Genomic DNA, 17,314 nt, shown 5'->3' on the forward strand with positions numbered 1-17,314 from the left:
CTATTGGCTAACGACCTGTCCGGGCTCAGCTTCTAAACTGACGCACTGGACTCTGGCTCCACACCAATAACGCTCCATACCAACAACAATGTTTTCCAAAGGAGAGTATTCATGCACTTGGTTCTGATCCTGGTGGCGCTGATTGTGTTTATCGTCTTCGCGACCAGCAAGCTCAAGCTGAACCCCTTCATTACCCTGCTTCTGGCATCGTTCCTGGCGGCCTTTGCGTTCGGTTTGCCCCTCGACTCAATTGAGCAGACCATTCGCACCGGTTTCGGCAATATCCTCGGCTATATCGGGCTGGTTATCGTGCTCGGGACGATCATCGGGGTTATTCTCGAACGCACCGGTGCGGCGATTGTCATGGCGGAAACCATCATCAAGGCGTTGGGGCAGCGGTTCCCGTCGCTGACGATGTCCCTGGTCGGCTTTATCGTTTCCATACCGGTTTTCTGTGACTCGGGCTTCGTGATTCTGAACAGTCTGAAGCGCTCCATGGCCCGGACCCTTTCCGTGTCCCCCGTTGCCATGACCGTTGCCCTGTCCACCGGGCTGTTTGCGACCCATACCCTGGTTCCTCCGACACCGGGCCCCATTGCGGCAGCCGGCAACCTCGGCCTCGAGGACAGTCTCGGGCTGGTGATTGCCGTAGGCTTTGTATTTGCTGTTATCGCCGCGTTGGCCGGCCTGTTCTGGGCGTCTCGCTGCCGGAAGCTGGACAGCCGGGAGCTGGATCTGGCGGAAGAGGCATTCGAGGAAGCGAAGGAACACTACGGCGAGTTGCCGTCGGCCTGGGCGTCTTTTGCGCCGATCTTTGTGCCTATTGTCCTGATCTGCCTGGGATCGGTGGCCAACTATCCCACAGCGCCCCTGGGCGAGGGCGGTCTCTATGAAGCGCTGAACTTCCTGGGCAAACCGCTGAACGCTTTGATGATCGGTCTGGGGTTCGCCCTGTTGCTGTTGCAGGGGGACAAGAAACTGGAAGAGTTCGCCCGTCATACCCAGAAAGGGCTGGAAGTCTCCGCACCGATTATTCTGATTACGGGTGCCGGCGGTGCGTTCGGGACGGTCCTGGCGGCCACGCCGCTGGGTGAATATCTGGGTGACACGTTGTCGACACTGGGGCTGAGTGTGATTATGCCGTTCCTGGTGGCGGCGGCACTGAAGTCGGCGCAAGGTTCTTCGACCGTAGCCCTCGTCACAACCTCAGCCCTGGTCGCGCCTCTGCTGGGCCAGTTGGGTCTGGACTCCGAGTTTGGGCGTGTACTGACCGTCATGGCGATAGGTGCCGGTGCGATGACAGTCTCCCACGCGAACGACAGCTATTTCTGGGTCGTCTCCCAGTTCAGCAAGATGGACGTCGCTACGGCCTACAAGTCCCATACTGCCGCGACGTTGCTCATGGGGCTGGTCACGATCGTGTGCGTCTGGCTGGTTGCTCAGGTAGCACTCTGACATGCGCGTTGTTATCGCACCGGACTCGTTCAAGGAATGCCTGTCTGCTAACGCTGTGGCTGCAGCAATTGCGCGCGGCTGGAAGCGGGGCGCTCCGGGGGATGATGTCCTGGAAGTGCCCCTCGCCGATGGCGGTGAAGGCAGCACGCTTGCCCTGGTTGAATCGCAGGGTGGTGACTTGCACTCGGTGGAAGTAACGGGCCCGCTTGGCCGGCCCGTTCGCGCCTCGTACGGCCTGGTGAACCGGGGCCGCACCGCGATCGTTGAGGTCGCTGAGGCCAGTGGCCTGCACCGGGTGCCCGTGGCGGAGCGGGACGCTTTGTGCGCGACCAGTTACGGCACCGGTGAGCTGATCCGTGCGGCAATCGCCCATCGTCCCGAGAAACTGGTGCTGTGTCTGGGTGGAAGTGCCACGACGGACGGCGGGGCGGGTCTGCTCCAGGCACTGGGTGCAGAGCTGCTTGATGCGGCCGGTGACGATGTCTGTCCCGGTGGCGTGGGGCTGACTCAGCTCGCGCGTATCAATATGGTGCCGGCGCTTGAGAAACTGGCGGGCATCGAGCTGACAGCGGCTTGCGATGTGACGAATCCGCTGCTCGGACCAAACGGCGCAGCGGCTGTGTTCGGTCCGCAGAAAGGGGCGACGCCGGACATGGTTCGTACTCTGGACGCCGCATTGTCGCGCTTTTCCGATCTGGCCGGAGGCGCCGGGTTTGACATGCATTCTTTTGCCGGCAGCGGAGCCGCTGGCGGTATTGGTGGAATGCTGGGAGGCGTCCTCGGTGCCCGACTCCAATCGGGGATCGAATTGATCATGGAAACGGTGGGGCTGGAAGACCGGATTCGCGGTGCTGATCTGGTGATCACCGCCGAGGGGGCCATTGACAGCCAGAGTGCCCAGGGGAAAACGCCTGCGGGCGTTGCTTCCCTGGCGCTCAAGCATGGTGTTCCCGTCATAGGGCTGGGAGGCCGAGTCGGCAACGATCTCCAGGCGCTTCACGCTATCGGGCTGACGGCCGCTTTCCCGGTCGTCCAGGGACCTTCTTCCCTGGCCGATGCCATAGACGCGGCAGACGCAAACCTGGTTCAGTCCGCCGAACAACTGGCTCGTTTTGCCGGTGCCCTGGGCTCCCGCCGATAACGCGTTGCTACGGCCTGGCGCTGCATGATGTCAGGCGTGTACGGGGAGTGCGGCGGGAACCGGCGATGATTCCCGCCGGTTCCCGGTCATTGCAGGGGAACGATCAGAACCCGTAGGAACGTGAGATGGTGTCCTTGTCGCCGGACTGAACCAGTGCCCGATAGGCTTCGTTCAGTTCGTTCAGGATTTCCGGATCGGTGTTCTTGTTCACGGCCAGATACATCGGCGTTTCGCGGAACACCAGCACTCGCTTCAGGTTGGTGACGTCGGAGGCGTCGGCGGCGAGGTAGGGGCCGGCCAGGCCATCAGCCACCCACAGGTCGATCTGGTCTTCCACCAGGCGACGGGCGTTCAGGCCGTTGTTGCTGATAGCGGTGACGTCGAAGCCCTTTTCCGCCAGGTACGTCGTCATGACGTCGCCTTTGTAGCCGCCGATTTTGTACTTGCGGGCATCGTCCAGGTCATCGAGTTCAATCGAGGAGCCGGGCTTGGCGAACAGGGTCCACTCGATGGACGACAGCGGTCCCACCCAGTTGAAGAATGGTTCGCGCTCATCGGTCTTGGAGACGCAATAGATGGCGTGATTGGGATGCTGCTCGGTCCGGTTCATGCCGTAGGCGAGGTCACGCAGCTTGATGCTGTGTTCCAGGTCGGTCTTCGCCAGCATGGCTTTCAACACGTCCGTACACAGGCCGGTGATGTCTTCCGCCGAGTGGGCGAACGGCTGTCCGTTGGTGGTCATGTTATAGGGAGGATACTGCTCGGTGTATACCCGCAGCTCCTCGGTGGCAGTGGCGCAACCGGCCATCATCAGTAAGGCGCAAAGCAGCCCGACTTTTCCTTTCATGAACTCGCTCCATTCATTCCAATAAACGTGATCTGGGAGCGCGGCATGATATTGAACGTTTGTTCAGTGCAACAGGTCCGTTCTTTCTTCTTTACACTTTTGCAACATGTTGAAACGCAAGAAAAAGTCACTCTCAGGTGATGCGTTTTGGCAATTCGTAGAAACCGGAACAGATCCTGTTCGACGCGGCGGCGTCGGGTCGGCGCGAGGGGCTCCGGCACGTCCGGAGCCCGCTTCGGTTACTCGACCGGATCGGCTTCGGCCGTCCGTTCTATAGCCTGCTCGATCATTCCTCGCCATTCTGCCGTCACCGGCAGTCCGAAGGTGTCCCGCAGCACCTGCTCCAGACCCTCTGCATCCAGCTCCAGGCGGTGGGAGGTGCCATCCGGAAACTGCGTGGTGAGCCGGCCATTGAGCAGTTTGTAGCGAGCGTCGGGTGTGGTGCGTGCCACCATCAGGTGTGAGCGGAACGGCGACTGCGGGTAGGTCGATGTGTACCAGTTGGCCACTTCGTAGTCGCCGTTCAGCAACGGCTCGCCGGACAGCTCGTAAACCGGTCGCCAGTCTCCATCGATCTGCGCCTGCAGCAGCAAGCCCGGGCCGTAGGGAATGAGGCGGAAAGTCTCGTGCTGGGTGGGCTGAGGCTCGGTGGTGTCCATGCGCAACGGTGTGGTGAGGACGTTGCCGCCGAAGCCGACGTCCACCAGCCAGGGCCGGTGGTCGATCCAGACCTTCAGGGCCATGTGCGAGTGCGGCTGCGGCGCCGAGCCCGGTCTGGCCATCCAGCGCACGCGCGCGGTCAGGCCCTCCACGTGGAAGCCGAGCGCCTCCAGTACCCGTTTGAACAGCCCGTTGTGTTCAAAGCAGTAGCCGCCGCGGCCGGCGTGGATCAGCTTGTCCTCCACGGCTTTGGGCGAGATGTCCACGCCCCGGTCCAGCAACACGTCGATGGCTTCGAAGGCGATGGCGTCGGGGTGACGTGCATGCAGACCTTGCAGGGTCTCCAGCGTCGGGGTGAGCGGGCCGTGGTAGCCGATGCGCGCGCAGTAGGCGTCCAGGTCCGGGACAGGCGGTTGCTCCCGGTCCAGGGCAGCAATGATCTGGTGTGCGGCAAAGGGGGCGTAGGTATCGAGCAGGCGCACCCCGGGGTGGCGCTGGCGCAACCGGGCTTTCAGTGCGTCGCCGGCCTCACCCAGTAGCCCCCGGCCCAGGGCAATCAGGTCGAAATCCCGCGCGTCGAAGTGGTCCGCTGCGCTCTCTGGTGATGCCGTGCCCCGGGCCTCGATGCCAAACGCGGTCAGCTCATCCAGAACCGTTTGCAGGACGGCGTCCGAGCGCCCCAGAACCAGAACTTTCCTGGCCACTGGCGGTTGCTCGGTGGTGCCTGTTTCGGGCTTGATGTCCTGATTCATGAATCCGTTCTCCTTGTCGTGTTTTGGGGCTGGCCTGAGGTGATGGTCCACGAACATAGTTCCTCAAGTTAAGTTGAGGTCAAGGGTTTTGGCGTAACGAATGAAAACGACATTTGTACAGGAAACGGAGGCCCGCGGCTCCGGCGCCGGGTCAGTTGTAAAAGCGTGTAACAAATGAACCGTTTTTGGAAGCAACCTGATGTTTTTGCGATCAGTCGCCAGTACTATCGGGCGCTCGCGTCGATGCTCGGGAAGGAGCGTCACCGATTTCTCAAAGCGTGTCGACATCGGACGTCAGGAATGCTTTGCGCCTTAATGCGAGAGACAACCTCATGAAGCTCAAGTCGAAGTTGCTGGCGGCGCTTCTCGGAACCACCCTGATCCCGGTCCTGATCGTCTCGACGGTCACTGTGCGCAACGCCATCCAGCAGGCGCAGCAGGACTTTGTGGAGACCAGTACCACCAATATTTCCATCGTCGACGACTCGTTCAGCAACTTCCTGAACGTCATGGGCTACCAGGTGTCCTTCATGGCCGACGCCGCGGCCGTGAAGGACGCTCAGGCTGGTAAGCTGTCCACCTATTTCGGCGAGGCGCGCAAACCATCGCAGGTGGCCCGCGAGCAGGGCGGTCGGGAAGAAGCCATCTTCGATCTGTTCAGCAGCATCGGCGACAACAACCCCATGCTGGGTTACGTCTACATGGGCGACAAGCACGGCGGTTACGCCGAGTGGCCCGGAACCGCCGGCTATGGCGACTGGGACCCGCGCGCCAAGCCCTGGTTCGATATGGCGAAGGACGGCAACTACGACGTCGTCCGCCGGGACGGATACTACTGGGAGCCGGACGACGCCTTCTACGTGTCCATCCTGAAGGCGTTCAGGAACAACGCCGGCGACTTCGAGGGAGTGGTGGCCCTGGACGTGTCGCTCAAATCCCTGACCGAGATGGTCAAGAAGGTGCGTTTCGGTGACACCGGCTACCTGATGATCATCCAGGGGGACGGCAACATCCTGGTGGACGGTGGCCATCCGGAGAACAACTTCAAGCCGCTGGACGGCATGGAGGCGGGGTATTTCTCGCAGATCGCCGATACCGACAACGGCGTGATCGACGTCACCGTCGACGGTGTGGACTACATGGCCAACGTCTACGAATCGCCGGATCTGGGCTGGAAGTTCGTCGGCTTCAAGCAGAGCAGCGAAATCTTCGCCAGCGCCCGGGAAGTGGGTGTGAACACCGCGATCATCAGTGCGGTGTTGGTGATCCTGTTCGGGGCCATCGGCCTCTATATCGCCAACCGCATCGTGACACCGATCAACCAGGTGAAGGACAGCCTCAAGACCATCGCTGAGGGTGAAGGCGACCTGACCACCCGCATTGAGGTGTCCAGCAAGGACGAAGTCGGTGAGCTGGCGACGTGGTTCAACCAGTTCATCGAGTCGACCCGCGAGATGATCGATGCGATCAAGGAGACCTCGCGGAAAATGGAAGGCGTGTCCACCGAGACCAATTCCCGGTCCGTGGAACTGGCGGACAGTTCCACCAGGCAGCTGTCGTCCATCGAGCAGATCGTCACCGCGGTGACCGAAATGGCGGCGGCGGCCAACGAGGTGGCCACCAACTGCGTCGACACGGCGTCCATGTCCGAGAAAGGGCTGGAGGCGACCCTGGCCGGCAAGGACGTGATCAACCGCAGCGCGGCCAGCGTCAAGGAGCTGGGCGAGCGCATCGGTTCGTCCACCGATATGATCCGCGAGCTGGAGAAGGAAACCAGCAACATCAACAGCATCCTGACGGCCATCCGCGATATCGCCGAGCAGACCAACCTGCTGGCGCTCAACGCCGCTATCGAAGCGGCCAGGGCCGGCGAGCAGGGGCGGGGTTTCGCGGTGGTGGCGGATGAAGTCCGCAGTCTCGCCAAGCGTACCCAGGCGTCGACCGAGGAAATCAACGAGATCCTGGGCAACCTGGTCAACCGGACCCGGGACGTGTCCTCGGCCATGACGCAGAGCGCCGAGGAGTCGACCGCTGCGGTGACCGCCTCCGGCGAAGCGCTGGAAGCCTTCGATAACATTGAGAACGCCGTCGAGCGCATCCGCGACGTGTCCACCCAGACCGCCAGCGCGGCGGAAGAGCAGCATTCGGTGACCGAGGAGATCAATCGCAACATCGTCACCATCAACGACTCGGCCAATGACGTGACCGAGGTGTCCACCAAAGTGGACCAGCTCTGCTCCGACCAGGCGGATCTCAATCTGCGCCTGACGCAATTGGTGTCGCGCTTTAAGACCTGATGGCGTCGAACCCGGGAGGTGGCTGGCCTCCCGGGTTTATCCCGCTCTCCGTTTTTATAACCACCCGTTCCAATAAAAGGCAGAATTCGTCTAGGCAGGGCATTGTTGTTTTGCTAACGGTGTCTTATCGTTCTGGTTCTAAAAACACTTGTCACTTATTCTCAAGCTGAATATGTGAATGCTGTGCAATCAGGGAGCGCTGTCAGTCATGCCGAATGCTTTTTCATCCGTCTTCACATCCCGCAAGGGCCGGGCGCTGGGTGCCCTGGCGCTGGTTCTGTCGCTGGCCGGCCCGGCTTCGGCGGCGGATCGTCAACTGCTGAACTCGTCCTACGATATCGCGCGGGAACTGTTCGCCGACTACAACGAACTGTTTGCCAGGCACTGGCAGGAAGAGACCGGTGAAACCGTCGAGATCCAGCAGTCCCACGCTGGTTCCTCCAAGCAGGCGCGCGCCATCCTGCAGGGGCTCGACGCGGACGTCGTGACCTACAACCAGGTGACTGACGTGAACATCCTCGCCGAGCGCGGCCGCCTGATTCCCGAGGACTGGGCCTCGCGCCTGCCCAACAACAGCTCGCCGTACTACTCCACCATGGCGTTCCTGGTGCGCGACGGTAACCCCAAGAACATCGAGAACTGGGATGACCTGATCCGTGAGGACGTGGAGCTGATCATGCCCAACCCGAAGACGTCCGGTAACGGCCGCTACACGTACCTGGCGGCGCTGGGCTACGCCAAGGACAAGTACGGTGATGACCAGGATAAAATCGACGCTTTCATGAGCGAGCTGCTCGGCCACGTCAAGGTGTTCGACTCCGGCGGTCGTGGCGCCACCACCACCTTCGTTGAGCGCGGCCTGGGCGACGTATTGCTGACGTTCGAGTCCGAGGTTAACAACATCCCCGAGCTGAACCCGGACAAGCAGTTCGAAGTGGTGGTGCCGAAGGTCAGCTTCCTGGCCGAATTCCCGGTGGCGTGGATCGACAAGAACATCGAGAAGAAGGGCAACGAGAAGCTGGCCAAAGAGTACCTGGAATACCTCTACTCCGAGGATGCCCAGCGCCTGCTGGCGGGTTTCAACTATCGGGTCCACAACGAAACCGTGCAGAAAGAGATGGCGGACAAGTTCCCGGACCTCAAGCTGATGTCGATCCAGGAGATCGCTGGCAGCTGGGAAAGCGCCATGCAGACTCACTTCGCCAGCGGCGGCAAGCTCGACCAGCTGCAGCGTCAGCGCTAGGAACGTGCGTTGATCCATGGCGACCACTGATGTGCCCGCGCGGTCGGCTTCCCGCCTGACCGCGCCCAAATCCAAACGCGTGTTGCCGGGGTTCGGTCTAAGCCTCGGCATTTCGCTTTTCTTCATCAGCCTGGTGTTGCTGCTGCCGATCGCCGGTCTGGTGATCCGTGCCGGCGGCATGGGCTGGGACCAGTTCTGGTTCGTGATCACCGACCCGCGCGTGGTGGCTTCCTACAAGGTCACCGCGCTGGCGGCCTTGGGCGCGTCCCTGTTCAACTGCGTGTTCGGGCTGTTGATGGCCTGGGTACTGGTGCGTTATGACTTCCCGGGCAAACGCCTGCTGGACGCGATCATGGATCTGCCATTCGCGTTGCCCACGGCGGTGGCCGGCATCACCCTGGCGACGTTGTTCGCCGAGAACGGCTGGTACGGGCAGGTGCTGTCGTCGATGGGCATCGAAGTGGCCTACACGCCGCTGGGCATTGTGGTGGCCATGGCGTTCACCAGCGTGCCGTTCGTGGTGCGCACGGTGCAGCCGGTGCTGGAAGAGCTTGCACCGGAGGACGAAGAGGCGGCCATGAGCCTGGGCGCTTCGGATTTCACCGTGTTCCGCCGCATCCTGTTTCCCGCGCTCTGGCCGGCGGTGGTTACCGGCGGCGCCCTGTCGTTCGCGCGCAGTCTGGGTGAGTACGGCGCGGTGATTTTCATCGCCGGCAATTCCCCCTACGTCAGCGAAGTGATCAGCCTGATGATCTTCGTGCGGCTGGAGGAGTACGACTTCCCGGCCGCCAGCGCCATTGCGGCGGTGGTCATGACTGTGTCGCTGTTGCTGCTGCTGGCCATCAACATCTGGCAGGGGCGCTACCTCAAGCGCCTGCACGGAGGTTAGGGGATGAGTGCACCGAAACATCGTCGCGTTGGCGACGGCGCGCTGATTCGCCGTAGCCTGATCGGGTTGGCCGTGTTGCTGACCGTGCTGCTGCTGTTCATGCCGCTGGTGCTGATCTTCGTGCAGGCGTTTGCCGACGGCTGGGGCAGCTACATCGCCAATATCTTTGATCAGTACACGCTCCACGCTATCGGCCTGACCCTGTTCGTGGCCCTGCTGACGGTGCCGCTGAACATGGTGTTCGGCATCTTCCTGGCGTGGCTGGTGACCCGTTTCCGCTTCCCGGGGCGCAAGCTGCTGACCACGCTGATCGACATCCCGTTCGCCGTGTCGCCGGTGGTGGCCGGTTTGCTCTATCTGCTGCTCTACGGCAGCAATGGCTGGGTCGGCCAGTGGCTGGGGCAGTATGATATCCAGCTCATGTTCGCCTGGCCCGGTATCGTCATGGTGACGGTGTTCGTGACCTGCCCGTTCGTCGCCCGCGAGCTGATCCCGCTGATGCAGCAGCAGGGCCGCGAAGAGGAAGAGGCCGGCGTGGTGCTGGGCGCCTCCGGCTGGCAGTTGTTCCGCCGCATCACCCTGCCCAACATCCGCTGGGCGTTGATCTACGGGGTGATTCTCACCAACGCCCGGGCCGTGGGCGAGTTCGGCGCGGTGTCGGTGGTGTCCGGCAACATTCGCGGCGAGACCAACACCCTGCCGCTGCACGTGGAACTGCTGTACCAGGACTACAACATCGCCGGGGCGTTTGCGGCCTCGTCCCTGCTGGCGGGCATCGCGCTGATCACGCTGGTGGTGAAAGCCATCGTGGAATGGCGCCAGAGCCGAATTTAAGGGTTTTCCATGAGTATCGAAATCCAGGGCATCAACAAGTTCTTCGACCAGTTCCAGGCGCTGCACGACATTGACCTGACCATCCCCGATGGCCAGCTCACGGCGCTGCTGGGGCCGTCCGGTTCCGGCAAGACCACGCTGCTGCGCATCATCGCGGGCCTGGAAACTCCGGAGCGGGGCAGGATCCTGTTCAGCGGCCGTGACGTCACGCAACTGCACGTGCGCGACCGCCGCGTTGGCTTCGTGTTCCAGCACTACGCGCTGTTCCGCCACATGACCGTGGCCCAGAATGTGGCCTTCGGTCTGGATGTGCTGCCGCGTGGTGAGCGTCCGGGCAAGCCCGAGATCCGCAAGCGCGTCAAAGAGCTGCTGGAGATGGTCCAGCTCGACCACCTGGCCGGGCGTTACCCGGCGCAGCTGTCTGGTGGCCAGAAACAGCGCATCGCCCTGGCGCGCGCCATGGCCATGCGCCCGGAAATCCTGTTGCTGGACGAACCCTTCGGCGCGCTCGACGCCAAAGTGCGCAAGGACCTGCGCCGCTGGCTGCGCAATCTGCACGACGAGCTGCACTTCACCAGTGTGTTCGTCACCCATGACCAGGAAGAGGCGCTGGAGCTGTCCGACCAGGTGGTGGTGATGAGCAACGGTCGGGTGGAGCAGGTGGACTCGCCGCTGGAACTCTACGCTCGTCCGGACAGCCGTTTCGTGTTCGAATTCCTGGGGCAGGTCAACGTGCTGTCCGGCCGCATCAGCGACGGCGCCATCCGTCAGGGCGACGCCTGGGTGCGCCTGCCCGAGAGCTGCGACAACGACGACGCCCAGCTTTACCTGCGCCCCCACGAGGTACGCCTGACTCAGACACCGGGCGAGGACGCCCACCTGCCGTTCCGCATCGAGGCGATCAACGTGATCGGCGCCGAAGTCCGCATCGAACTCAAGCCCGATGGCTGGGCCTGCGACGAGCTCTGGGAAGTCGGCATCAGCCACACCGAGTTCAACGCCCGCCGGCCCCAGCGCGGCGACCGCTGCTACGCGGTGCCGGAAGTGGGCCACCTGTTCTGCGAACACGCCGAGGAGCCGCGCACCCTGGACTGGGCGCAGCGCCAGGATGCCGAGATGCATCAGACGTCGTAATCTCGGCGGGGCCCGTCACTGCTAAGCTGTTTGGGTCCGGTACGATGTCCGCCGGGCCCATCGAACCAGCAGGGCAGGACGCACCATGTTGACGAAATGGCTTGTCATTCCACTCCTTTCGCTGAGTGTCTATCTGCTTGCCGGCTGCAGCACGGCACCTCAATCCGGAGCGCCCGATCCCCGGCCTGATCCCGAAAACAACGCGGCAGCCGCCTCGGGTGCCTCCGGCGCGGTCGACGTGGTCCGGCGCTACTACGCGGCGCTCAGTGTCGGCGACTACGACACGGCCTATGAACTGTGGGGCGATTCCGGCCCGCCGAATCAGTCCTACGCAGACTTCGTCAGCGGCTACGATCGCACCAGACAAGTGGCGGTCGGCGTAACGGGCGATGTCCGGCTCGAAGGCGCCGCCGGTTCCCTCTACGCCACCGTGCCGGTGATCGTCCGGGCGACGCGGGACGACGGCCAGGCTCAGCGCTTCTCCGGTCACTACATCCTGCGCCGCGTCAACGACGTGCCCGGCGCATCCGCCGCGTCGCTGCGCTGGCATCTGTATGACGCGGACCTGCAGCCGGTACGCTGAAACGGATCTCAAGGAAGCCCCTGGGGGAGAGCCCTGTCATGAAACGTCTCACCCTGTGCGTGGTCACGCTGCTGCTTGTGGGCTGTTCCAGTCGCGGTACGTACGACAGCATTCAGGATAGCGGCAAGCGGGAATGCGCCCGACAGCCGCCGGGCGCTTACGAAAGCTGCATGGAGCGCTACGGGCTGGATTACGATGAGTATGAGCGGGAGCGGTCAGCGCTTTAGCCGCTTGTCTGGCCAGAATGAAGCCCAGCCGCCGCGCCTTGAGCAGCGCCCGGATCCGGTTGTCACCGTCGAACCGTGCCGGCATTTCCAGGGTGGCCTGCTGGCGCGGGTTTAAACTTCGCACGATATCCGTCGGGTGCTCATATTTCTAGTTGGGCAATCAGGCGGCCCGGCTCATCGGCCCTTCCCGGCACTCTCGTCGGCCGTTTGCCGTAACGCCCAGCGACAGAACTCATCCACCGGCATGGGCTTGGCAAACAGGTAGCCCTGCAGCCGGTGGCAGCCCAGCTCGTCGAGCTTCGCCACGGTGGACTGGTCCTCCACGCCTTCGGCCACGCTTTCCAGGTTGAGGGTGCGGGCCAGTTTCAGGGTGTTCTTGACGATTTCCAGGTCGTTGCGGTTGGAGCACATCTGGCTGATGAAGCAGCGGTCGATCTTCAGTTCGTGGATCGGCAGGCGGCTCAGGTACGCCAGTGACGAGTAGCCCGTGCCGAAATCGTCCAGCGCAATCCGGCAACCGCTGTCGGCGATGAGCAGCAGGGACCCAATGACCGACTCCATGTTGTGCATCATGGAGGTCTCGGTCACCTCGAAGATCACGCGATCCATGGGAATGCCATGTTCCCGAATGCCCTCGAGCGCGTCCGGGATGAAGTGGCGGTCGGTCAGGTTCTGAACCGACAGGTTAATGCTGCAGGTGATGTCCAGGTGGCGTTCGCGCAGGGCCTGCATGGTTCTCCAGGACTGCGCAACGACGTAGCGCGAGAGCAGGTCCATCAGGCCGGAATTCTCTGCAATCTCAATGATTTCCCAGGGTGGCACGGGGCCGAAGCGCGGGCTGTGCCAGCGCAACAGGACTTCCGCCCCGACGAGCTCGCGCCCCATATCGGTCATTTGTGGTTGCAGGTACAGCTCCAGTTCGCCGGCTTCGATGGCCGATGGCAGGGCCGTCAGCAGTTCCAGTCGGCGTCGGGCGAAGCCGGAAATGTCCTCACTGTACACTTGCACCGGCACCTTGCTGGCCGCACTGCTGTCCCGCGCGGCCGAGGCGTGCTGGTAGAGGATTTCCGTGCTGTCACCGTGTTCCGGGAAAATGGCTACGCCGCAGTGCAGGTTCATGAGCACGGGAAGCCGGACGGTGTGGAACGACACTTCATGGTGCCCGACCACCTGTTCGACGTATGGCCGCAGCCTGCCTTTCAGGTGTTCCAGTTCGACGATGAATGCCGCTGAACCGAACTCGGGGATCGCAATGTATGCCGGTTGTCTGGTTTCCAGGCAAATGGCGCCGCCGAGCATGGCGAGCGTGTGGTTCAGTTTCTTCGTCAACTGGCAGAACATTTCCTCCGCCAGATGGCGTCCCATGCTGGACGCTATGTCTTTGACCTGCGGGTAGTGGACCAGCACCAGAGCGACCGTTTGCTCCCGGCTGATGACCGTTTGCAGCTGTTGGTTGAGCATTGAGGTGTTGGGCAGGTTGGTGACCGGGTCATGCATGGCTTGCTCGAGACTCTGAATTTCCAGATCCCGAATCTGATTCTCGGCCAGTTGGTGTCTTTGCAGGGCCGCCAGTTTACGCGCCCGTTCGTCCTTGATGCGGTGGGCCAGGGCAAAGGAGAGCAGCAGCACCTCGGCGGCCGAGCCGGCCTGCATGGCATGGTTGGTGAGAGCGTTGACCGGCAGAAGATTGAAGACACTCAGCAGATACAGGGCGGCCCCCACGGCAAACGCGGCCCAGGCCAGTACGAAGTAGCGGGCGCTGGCGACGCCGTCCCTCAGGGCCGCGAGCCCAACGGAGATGACCAGCACGATCACCAGGGTACCCAGCAATCCGGCAAACAGGGCGCCGTTGGTGGGATCGAGCCAGGTATAGACGATCAGTATCCCGGCCAACCCGGCGGTGATGCCCAGGCTACGTTCCCAGCGATAGGAAATCTCCTCCCACTTCAGGAAACTGCGAGCAAACATCACGGCAAACAGGGACACCAGTGCGGTGCTGGTGGGGAGGGCATAGCGGGTCAGCAGAGGCTCCCCGCTCCAGATCCAGGCGCTGCCGGCCCCGGAAATGCAGAGCATCAGCAGGCTGATGGAGCCAATGTAGAGCACATAGTAGCCGTAGGCTGAGTCCCGTATCGAAAGAAACAGGAACAGGTTGTAGGTGGCCATGGCCGCCAGGATGCCGAAGTAGATGCCCCAATAGAGGCTTTCCCGGGAAAAGTGGTTCAGCAGACGATCCTCACTCCACAGTTCGACCGGCACCTGCAGGGATGTGGCGGAGCTGGCCCGCAGCACCAGGGTCACCTGGCCGCTCAGATCCCGGGGCAAGGGCAGCGCCACCTCGTAGCTGTGGGCCTGTTTGCGCTGGTTTTCGGTCTTCTCGCGACTGGTGTGGTAGCTCGCCGGTAATTGTCCGTTGGGCAGGATGAACAGGTCCACTTCCTCAAGCAGAGGGTAGGGGATGACCAGGAACCATTGCTGGCGTAGGGGGCCCGGGATGGTGAGGGAGGTCCGGATCCAGACCGATTGATCGGTGAATCCCAGGTTCAGCACCCGATCGTCGGACTTGGCCTGCCATGGCTCCTGCTGTACGACTTGCTCAAGAGGCCGGGTACCGTCCAGCCGGTATTCTATGCGGTCGTTGAGACGGAACTGGCCGCTGTCGCCGTCAATCGACAGCGTTTCGGCGAGGGCCGGCAGGGCGCACGCCAGCCACATGGCCACCATCACCCCCTTCCACATCGTCACCGGCCCGGTGGTCCATCTGCCGAGATGCATCATGGGATTATCCCGTCCGCTCTATTCATCCAGGGGCCTGACCAGGCGGCCGGTGAAACCGAGCCGCTCCGCCTGTCGGCAAAAATGGTCGAACCCGCCTTCCGCGATGTCCGGCTGGTTCAGCAGCACCAGGGCTTCCACGAGGCATCCCGGAATATCCCGGTTGTTCCAGTCCGGCATGCGCGGCCACATCATGAACTGATCGTGGGACAACACGATTTTCTCCACCTCGATCCGGTTTTCCTGCAGGCGTTCCCGGACTTTCAGGCTGATGCAGGGATGGGTGTCGTCGGCGATCATCGCGCCCGCTGGCATGTGGGTGTACAGGTCCAGCACGTCATCGCCGCGCTGGGTGAGGGCAATGTAGAGCGGCTGGTCGTGCAGGTGCTCCAGCGACGCGGTTTGCAGGACCGTGCCCTGGTCGGTGGTGATCTCGTTGTCCTCCTCGTAGCGGGGATCGAGGCCAATCACCCGGTCGTACAGGCTGGTGAGATCCTGGCACACGGCGTTGCCGATGCGTCCGGCCCCGCCCAGCACCACAATGCTGTTCTGCTCGCGGTACTGTGGCCGCTCACGCATTTGCCGGGCGATATCCCAGATCATGTAGCGGGTGCCCAGACTGCCTTCCACCAGGGGCGGGGCGATCTCTATGCCGGCCTTCTTGACGAAATTGGGCAGGCGCCCGACCAGCGCGATCCGCCGGGCTTCGGGGAAGTCCTGTTGCAGCCGCTCGATGTACAGGCGCACCTTGTCGGAGTCGGCCTGTAGCTCATCCTCCAGGAACTGCGGCGCGACCATCAGCCCGCGCATGTTCTCGTTGCGGATGAACCCCAGAAGCAGATTGAACGGCATGCGTCTGGCCATGGCCGGCGTGAAATAGGAGCGCACCTGCTTCTCGTTGCCGTACACCGCGAAGATGAATCTGGGCCTGACCAGGGCCAGTATGAGCGAGCGCAGATAGGTGTTGGCCGAGAATACGGCGAAGCGACGGCCCTGCTTCCACAGGGCGCGTCTGGTTCTGGTGCTCAGCCGTTGCCAGAGGGGCGCCACTTCGTAGAACGCCCGCAACTCCGGGCCCGTAAAGCGACGGTCGTAGAACTGCACACCGATATGGCTCTGGCCGGTATGCATCACCGTCGCCACGACCTTTGTGTCGGCCTTGTCGCGGAAGTGGATGTCGACCTTTTCGCCGGCGCGGATGAAGATTCCTTCCGGTCGTTTCAGGCGCAACCCGCTTACGGAGATGTCGAGGGTGCTGGTTTCGAACGCGTGATCGGCATAGCTCACCGTCACCGGTATTCGGATCCCTGACCGCAAATGCCGGCGATACTCCCCATGCATCCTTATCATGGCGATTCCTTTCCGCTCTTTCGAAAATGGAGCAACTGTCCCATTCACAGTCTGGGTCAATCTGCGACAGGTCGCCATTCGTAATCGGGGCCAATCTGTTTCCGCGGGTCCGTTTGAACCGATAATCGGAGAAGCGCGCTGCTATCGATGGCGCGTTGGGGCGCGTGAAGGGAGCCGGCTTGCCTATCGGTTTATCTCAAGTCGCAGCCATTCGGCCAGTCGTTCCCCCCGGCGATGGGACACGTAGTGCGGCAGCAGCAGGCACAGTCGTCCGCTGGTCTCAATCGATCCCCAGGGGGCCACCAGCCGTCCGCTGGCCAGGTCCCCCTCCACCAGCAGTCTGGGCGCGATGGCCACGCCCAGCCCGGCCAGGGCGGCTTCGATCAAATAGTAGAGGTGGTCGAAGCCCTGGCCGTTCCGCAGGGCCTGTTCCAGGCGTGATTCGTCCAGCCCTTGTGCGCGAGCCCATTGCGGCCAGGCCTGCGGGCGTGAGCGGGTGTGAAGCAGGGGGGCGGTGAAGATCGAGTCGGGGCGTTGCGGATCGAACGGGTGCGCCTGGGCAGGACTTGCCACCGCACAGATGTCTTCCGGCGCAAGCTCTATGGCCTCCATATCGGCGGGAAACGGGGGCTCGGAGAAGAGCAGGGCGGCACCGCCCTCGCTGCGCCTCGGGTCCAGTTCGCTGTCGCTGTCGCCGACCTGGAGCTTGATGTCGGGCAGTTCCCGCTGAAAGCGTTCCAGGCGCGGAATAAACCAGCGTGACAGGAGACTGCCGGGGCAGTTCAGCACGAACGGCGCCTCTTCGGTGGCGCGCTTGAGTTCCCCGCAACTTTCCCGCAGGCGGGCAAAGGCCTCGCCGACGCCGTTCTGCAACTGTCGGCCCTGTCTTGTGAGCCGGATGCCACGCCCGGCTTTGCTGAACAACGGAGCGCCGAAGTGTTCGTCGAGGCTGCGCAGCTGTCGACTGACGGCGCCGTGGGTCACGTGCAATTCGCGCGCAGCGGCGGTCACGCTGCCCAGCCGGGCGGTGGCCTCGAACGCGCGCAGTGCGCTCAATGGGGGCAGATCCTGGCTCATTATTCTGTGACTCCAGCTCACATATAGCTGCAATTCTATCGATTTTTTCC

At 62.6% G+C, this 17,314-nt stretch carries 14 protein-coding genes; 9 read left to right on the forward strand and 5 right to left on the reverse strand.

The window, feature by feature from the left end; translation table 11 throughout:
• The first annotated feature begins 111 nt into the window (after window positions 1-111).
• A complete protein-coding gene (locus DKK67_RS04740) occupies window positions 112-1,455 on the forward strand; it encodes a GntP family permease (protein WP_111494887.1) in 1,344 nt (447 codons plus the stop codon).
• 1 nt (window position 1,456) lies between these two features.
• Window positions 1,457-2,596 (forward strand): glycerate kinase, encoded by a 1,140-nt coding sequence (locus DKK67_RS04745; protein ID WP_111494889.1) that lies wholly within the window; start codon window positions 1,457-1,459, stop codon window positions 2,594-2,596.
• Between the two features lie 103 nt (window positions 2,597-2,699).
• Here the strand turns inward: DKK67_RS04745 and DKK67_RS04750 are convergent, their stop codons facing one another.
• Entirely contained in the window at window positions 2,700-3,443 is a 744-nt protein-coding gene (locus tag DKK67_RS04750; protein ID WP_111494891.1) for a substrate-binding periplasmic protein, read from the reverse strand.
• A 239-nt stretch (window positions 3,444-3,682) separates the two neighbouring features.
• Window positions 3,683-4,855 (reverse strand): arylamine N-acetyltransferase family protein, encoded by a 1,173-nt coding sequence (locus DKK67_RS04755; RefSeq protein WP_111494893.1) that lies wholly within the window; start codon window positions 4,853-4,855, stop codon window positions 3,683-3,685.
• Between the two features lie 332 nt (window positions 4,856-5,187).
• Between DKK67_RS04755 and DKK67_RS04760 the strand changes: the two genes are divergently transcribed.
• From DKK67_RS04760 to DKK67_RS04790, 7 genes are all read left to right on the forward strand, one after another.
• Entirely contained in the window at window positions 5,188-7,152 is a 1,965-nt protein-coding gene (locus DKK67_RS04760) for a methyl-accepting chemotaxis protein (RefSeq protein WP_111494895.1), read from the forward strand.
• Between the two features lie 208 nt (window positions 7,153-7,360).
• The gene (gene cysP, locus DKK67_RS04765) at window positions 7,361-8,395 is read left to right on the forward strand and encodes a thiosulfate ABC transporter substrate-binding protein CysP (RefSeq protein ID WP_111494897.1); all 1,035 of its coding nucleotides are present in this window, start codon (window positions 7,361-7,363) and stop codon (window positions 8,393-8,395) included.
• A 16-nt stretch (window positions 8,396-8,411) separates the two neighbouring features.
• The gene (gene cysT / locus DKK67_RS04770; RefSeq protein WP_111494899.1) at window positions 8,412-9,284 is read left to right on the forward strand and encodes a sulfate/thiosulfate ABC transporter permease CysT; all 873 of its coding nucleotides are present in this window, start codon (window positions 8,412-8,414) and stop codon (window positions 9,282-9,284) included.
• 3 nt (window positions 9,285-9,287) lie between these two features.
• Window positions 9,288-10,118 carry a sulfate ABC transporter permease subunit CysW gene (gene cysW / locus DKK67_RS04775; RefSeq protein WP_111494901.1) on the forward strand — a complete coding sequence of 277 codons (831 nt, stop codon included), beginning with the start codon at window positions 9,288-9,290 and terminating at the stop codon, window positions 10,116-10,118.
• A gap of 9 nt (window positions 10,119-10,127) precedes the next feature.
• The gene (locus DKK67_RS04780) at window positions 10,128-11,252 is read left to right on the forward strand and encodes a sulfate/molybdate ABC transporter ATP-binding protein (protein WP_111494903.1); all 1,125 of its coding nucleotides are present in this window, start codon (window positions 10,128-10,130) and stop codon (window positions 11,250-11,252) included.
• An 85-nt stretch (window positions 11,253-11,337) separates the two neighbouring features.
• On the forward strand, window positions 11,338-11,835 hold the full coding sequence (locus DKK67_RS04785) for a hypothetical protein (RefSeq protein WP_111494905.1): 498 nt from the start codon (window positions 11,338-11,340) through the stop codon (window positions 11,833-11,835).
• A gap of 38 nt (window positions 11,836-11,873) precedes the next feature.
• Window positions 11,874-12,062 (forward strand): hypothetical protein, encoded by a 189-nt coding sequence (locus DKK67_RS04790; RefSeq protein WP_111494907.1) that lies wholly within the window; start codon window positions 11,874-11,876, stop codon window positions 12,060-12,062.
• A 174-nt stretch (window positions 12,063-12,236) separates the two neighbouring features.
• Here DKK67_RS04790 and DKK67_RS04795 read toward each other — a convergent pair whose 3' ends face one another.
• The 3 genes from DKK67_RS04795 to DKK67_RS04805 form a co-directional block, all read right to left on the reverse strand.
• A complete protein-coding gene (locus DKK67_RS04795) occupies window positions 12,237-14,840 on the reverse strand; it encodes an EAL domain-containing protein (RefSeq protein WP_111494909.1) in 2,604 nt (867 codons plus the stop codon).
• An 18-nt stretch (window positions 14,841-14,858) separates the two neighbouring features.
• Complete coding sequence (locus tag DKK67_RS04800) at window positions 14,859-16,265, reverse strand: PilZ domain-containing protein (RefSeq protein ID WP_111494911.1); 1,407 nt, start codon at window positions 16,263-16,265, stop codon at window positions 14,859-14,861.
• Window positions 16,266-16,370: 105 nt separating this feature from the next.
• A complete protein-coding gene (locus tag DKK67_RS04805) occupies window positions 16,371-17,264 on the reverse strand; it encodes a LysR family transcriptional regulator (protein WP_111494913.1) in 894 nt (297 codons plus the stop codon).
• Between the last annotated feature and the right edge of the window lie 50 nt (window positions 17,265-17,314).

Source organism: Marinobacter bohaiensis (assembly GCF_003258515.1).
Taxonomy (GTDB): Bacteria; Pseudomonadota; Gammaproteobacteria; order Pseudomonadales; family Oleiphilaceae; genus Marinobacter_A; species Marinobacter_A bohaiensis.

Excerpts from the sequence above, each read along its gene's own strand:
- cysT (WP_111494899.1), top strand. The coding sequence starts at position 8,412 with ATGGCGACCACTGATGTGCCCGCGCGGTCGGCTTCCCGCCTGACCGCG.
- DKK67_RS04800 (WP_111494911.1), bottom strand. The coding sequence starts at position 16,265 with ATGGCGACCTGTCGCAGATTGACCCAGACTGTGAATGGGACAGTTGCT.
- DKK67_RS04750 (WP_111494891.1), bottom strand. The coding sequence starts at position 3,443 with ATGAAAGGAAAAGTCGGGCTGCTTTGCGCCTTACTGATGATGGCCGGT.
- DKK67_RS04790 (WP_111494907.1), top strand. The coding sequence starts at position 11,874 with ATGAAACGTCTCACCCTGTGCGTGGTCACGCTGCTGCTTGTGGGCTGT.
- DKK67_RS04745 (WP_111494889.1), top strand. The coding sequence starts at position 1,457 with ATGCGCGTTGTTATCGCACCGGACTCGTTCAAGGAATGCCTGTCTGCT.
- cysW (WP_111494901.1), top strand. The coding sequence starts at position 9,288 with ATGAGTGCACCGAAACATCGTCGCGTTGGCGACGGCGCGCTGATTCGC.
- cysP (WP_111494897.1), top strand. The coding sequence starts at position 7,361 with ATGCCGAATGCTTTTTCATCCGTCTTCACATCCCGCAAGGGCCGGGCG.
- DKK67_RS04805 (WP_111494913.1), bottom strand. The coding sequence starts at position 17,264 with ATGAGCCAGGATCTGCCCCCATTGAGCGCACTGCGCGCGTTCGAGGCC.
- DKK67_RS04755 (WP_111494893.1), bottom strand. The coding sequence starts at position 4,855 with ATGAATCAGGACATCAAGCCCGAAACAGGCACCACCGAGCAACCGCCA.
- DKK67_RS04785 (WP_111494905.1), top strand. The coding sequence starts at position 11,338 with ATGTTGACGAAATGGCTTGTCATTCCACTCCTTTCGCTGAGTGTCTAT.
- DKK67_RS04795 (WP_111494909.1), bottom strand. The coding sequence starts at position 14,840 with ATGATGCATCTCGGCAGATGGACCACCGGGCCGGTGACGATGTGGAAG.
- DKK67_RS04760 (WP_111494895.1), top strand. The coding sequence starts at position 5,188 with ATGAAGCTCAAGTCGAAGTTGCTGGCGGCGCTTCTCGGAACCACCCTG.
- DKK67_RS04780 (WP_111494903.1), top strand. The coding sequence starts at position 10,128 with ATGAGTATCGAAATCCAGGGCATCAACAAGTTCTTCGACCAGTTCCAG.
- DKK67_RS04740 (WP_111494887.1), top strand. The coding sequence starts at position 112 with ATGCACTTGGTTCTGATCCTGGTGGCGCTGATTGTGTTTATCGTCTTC.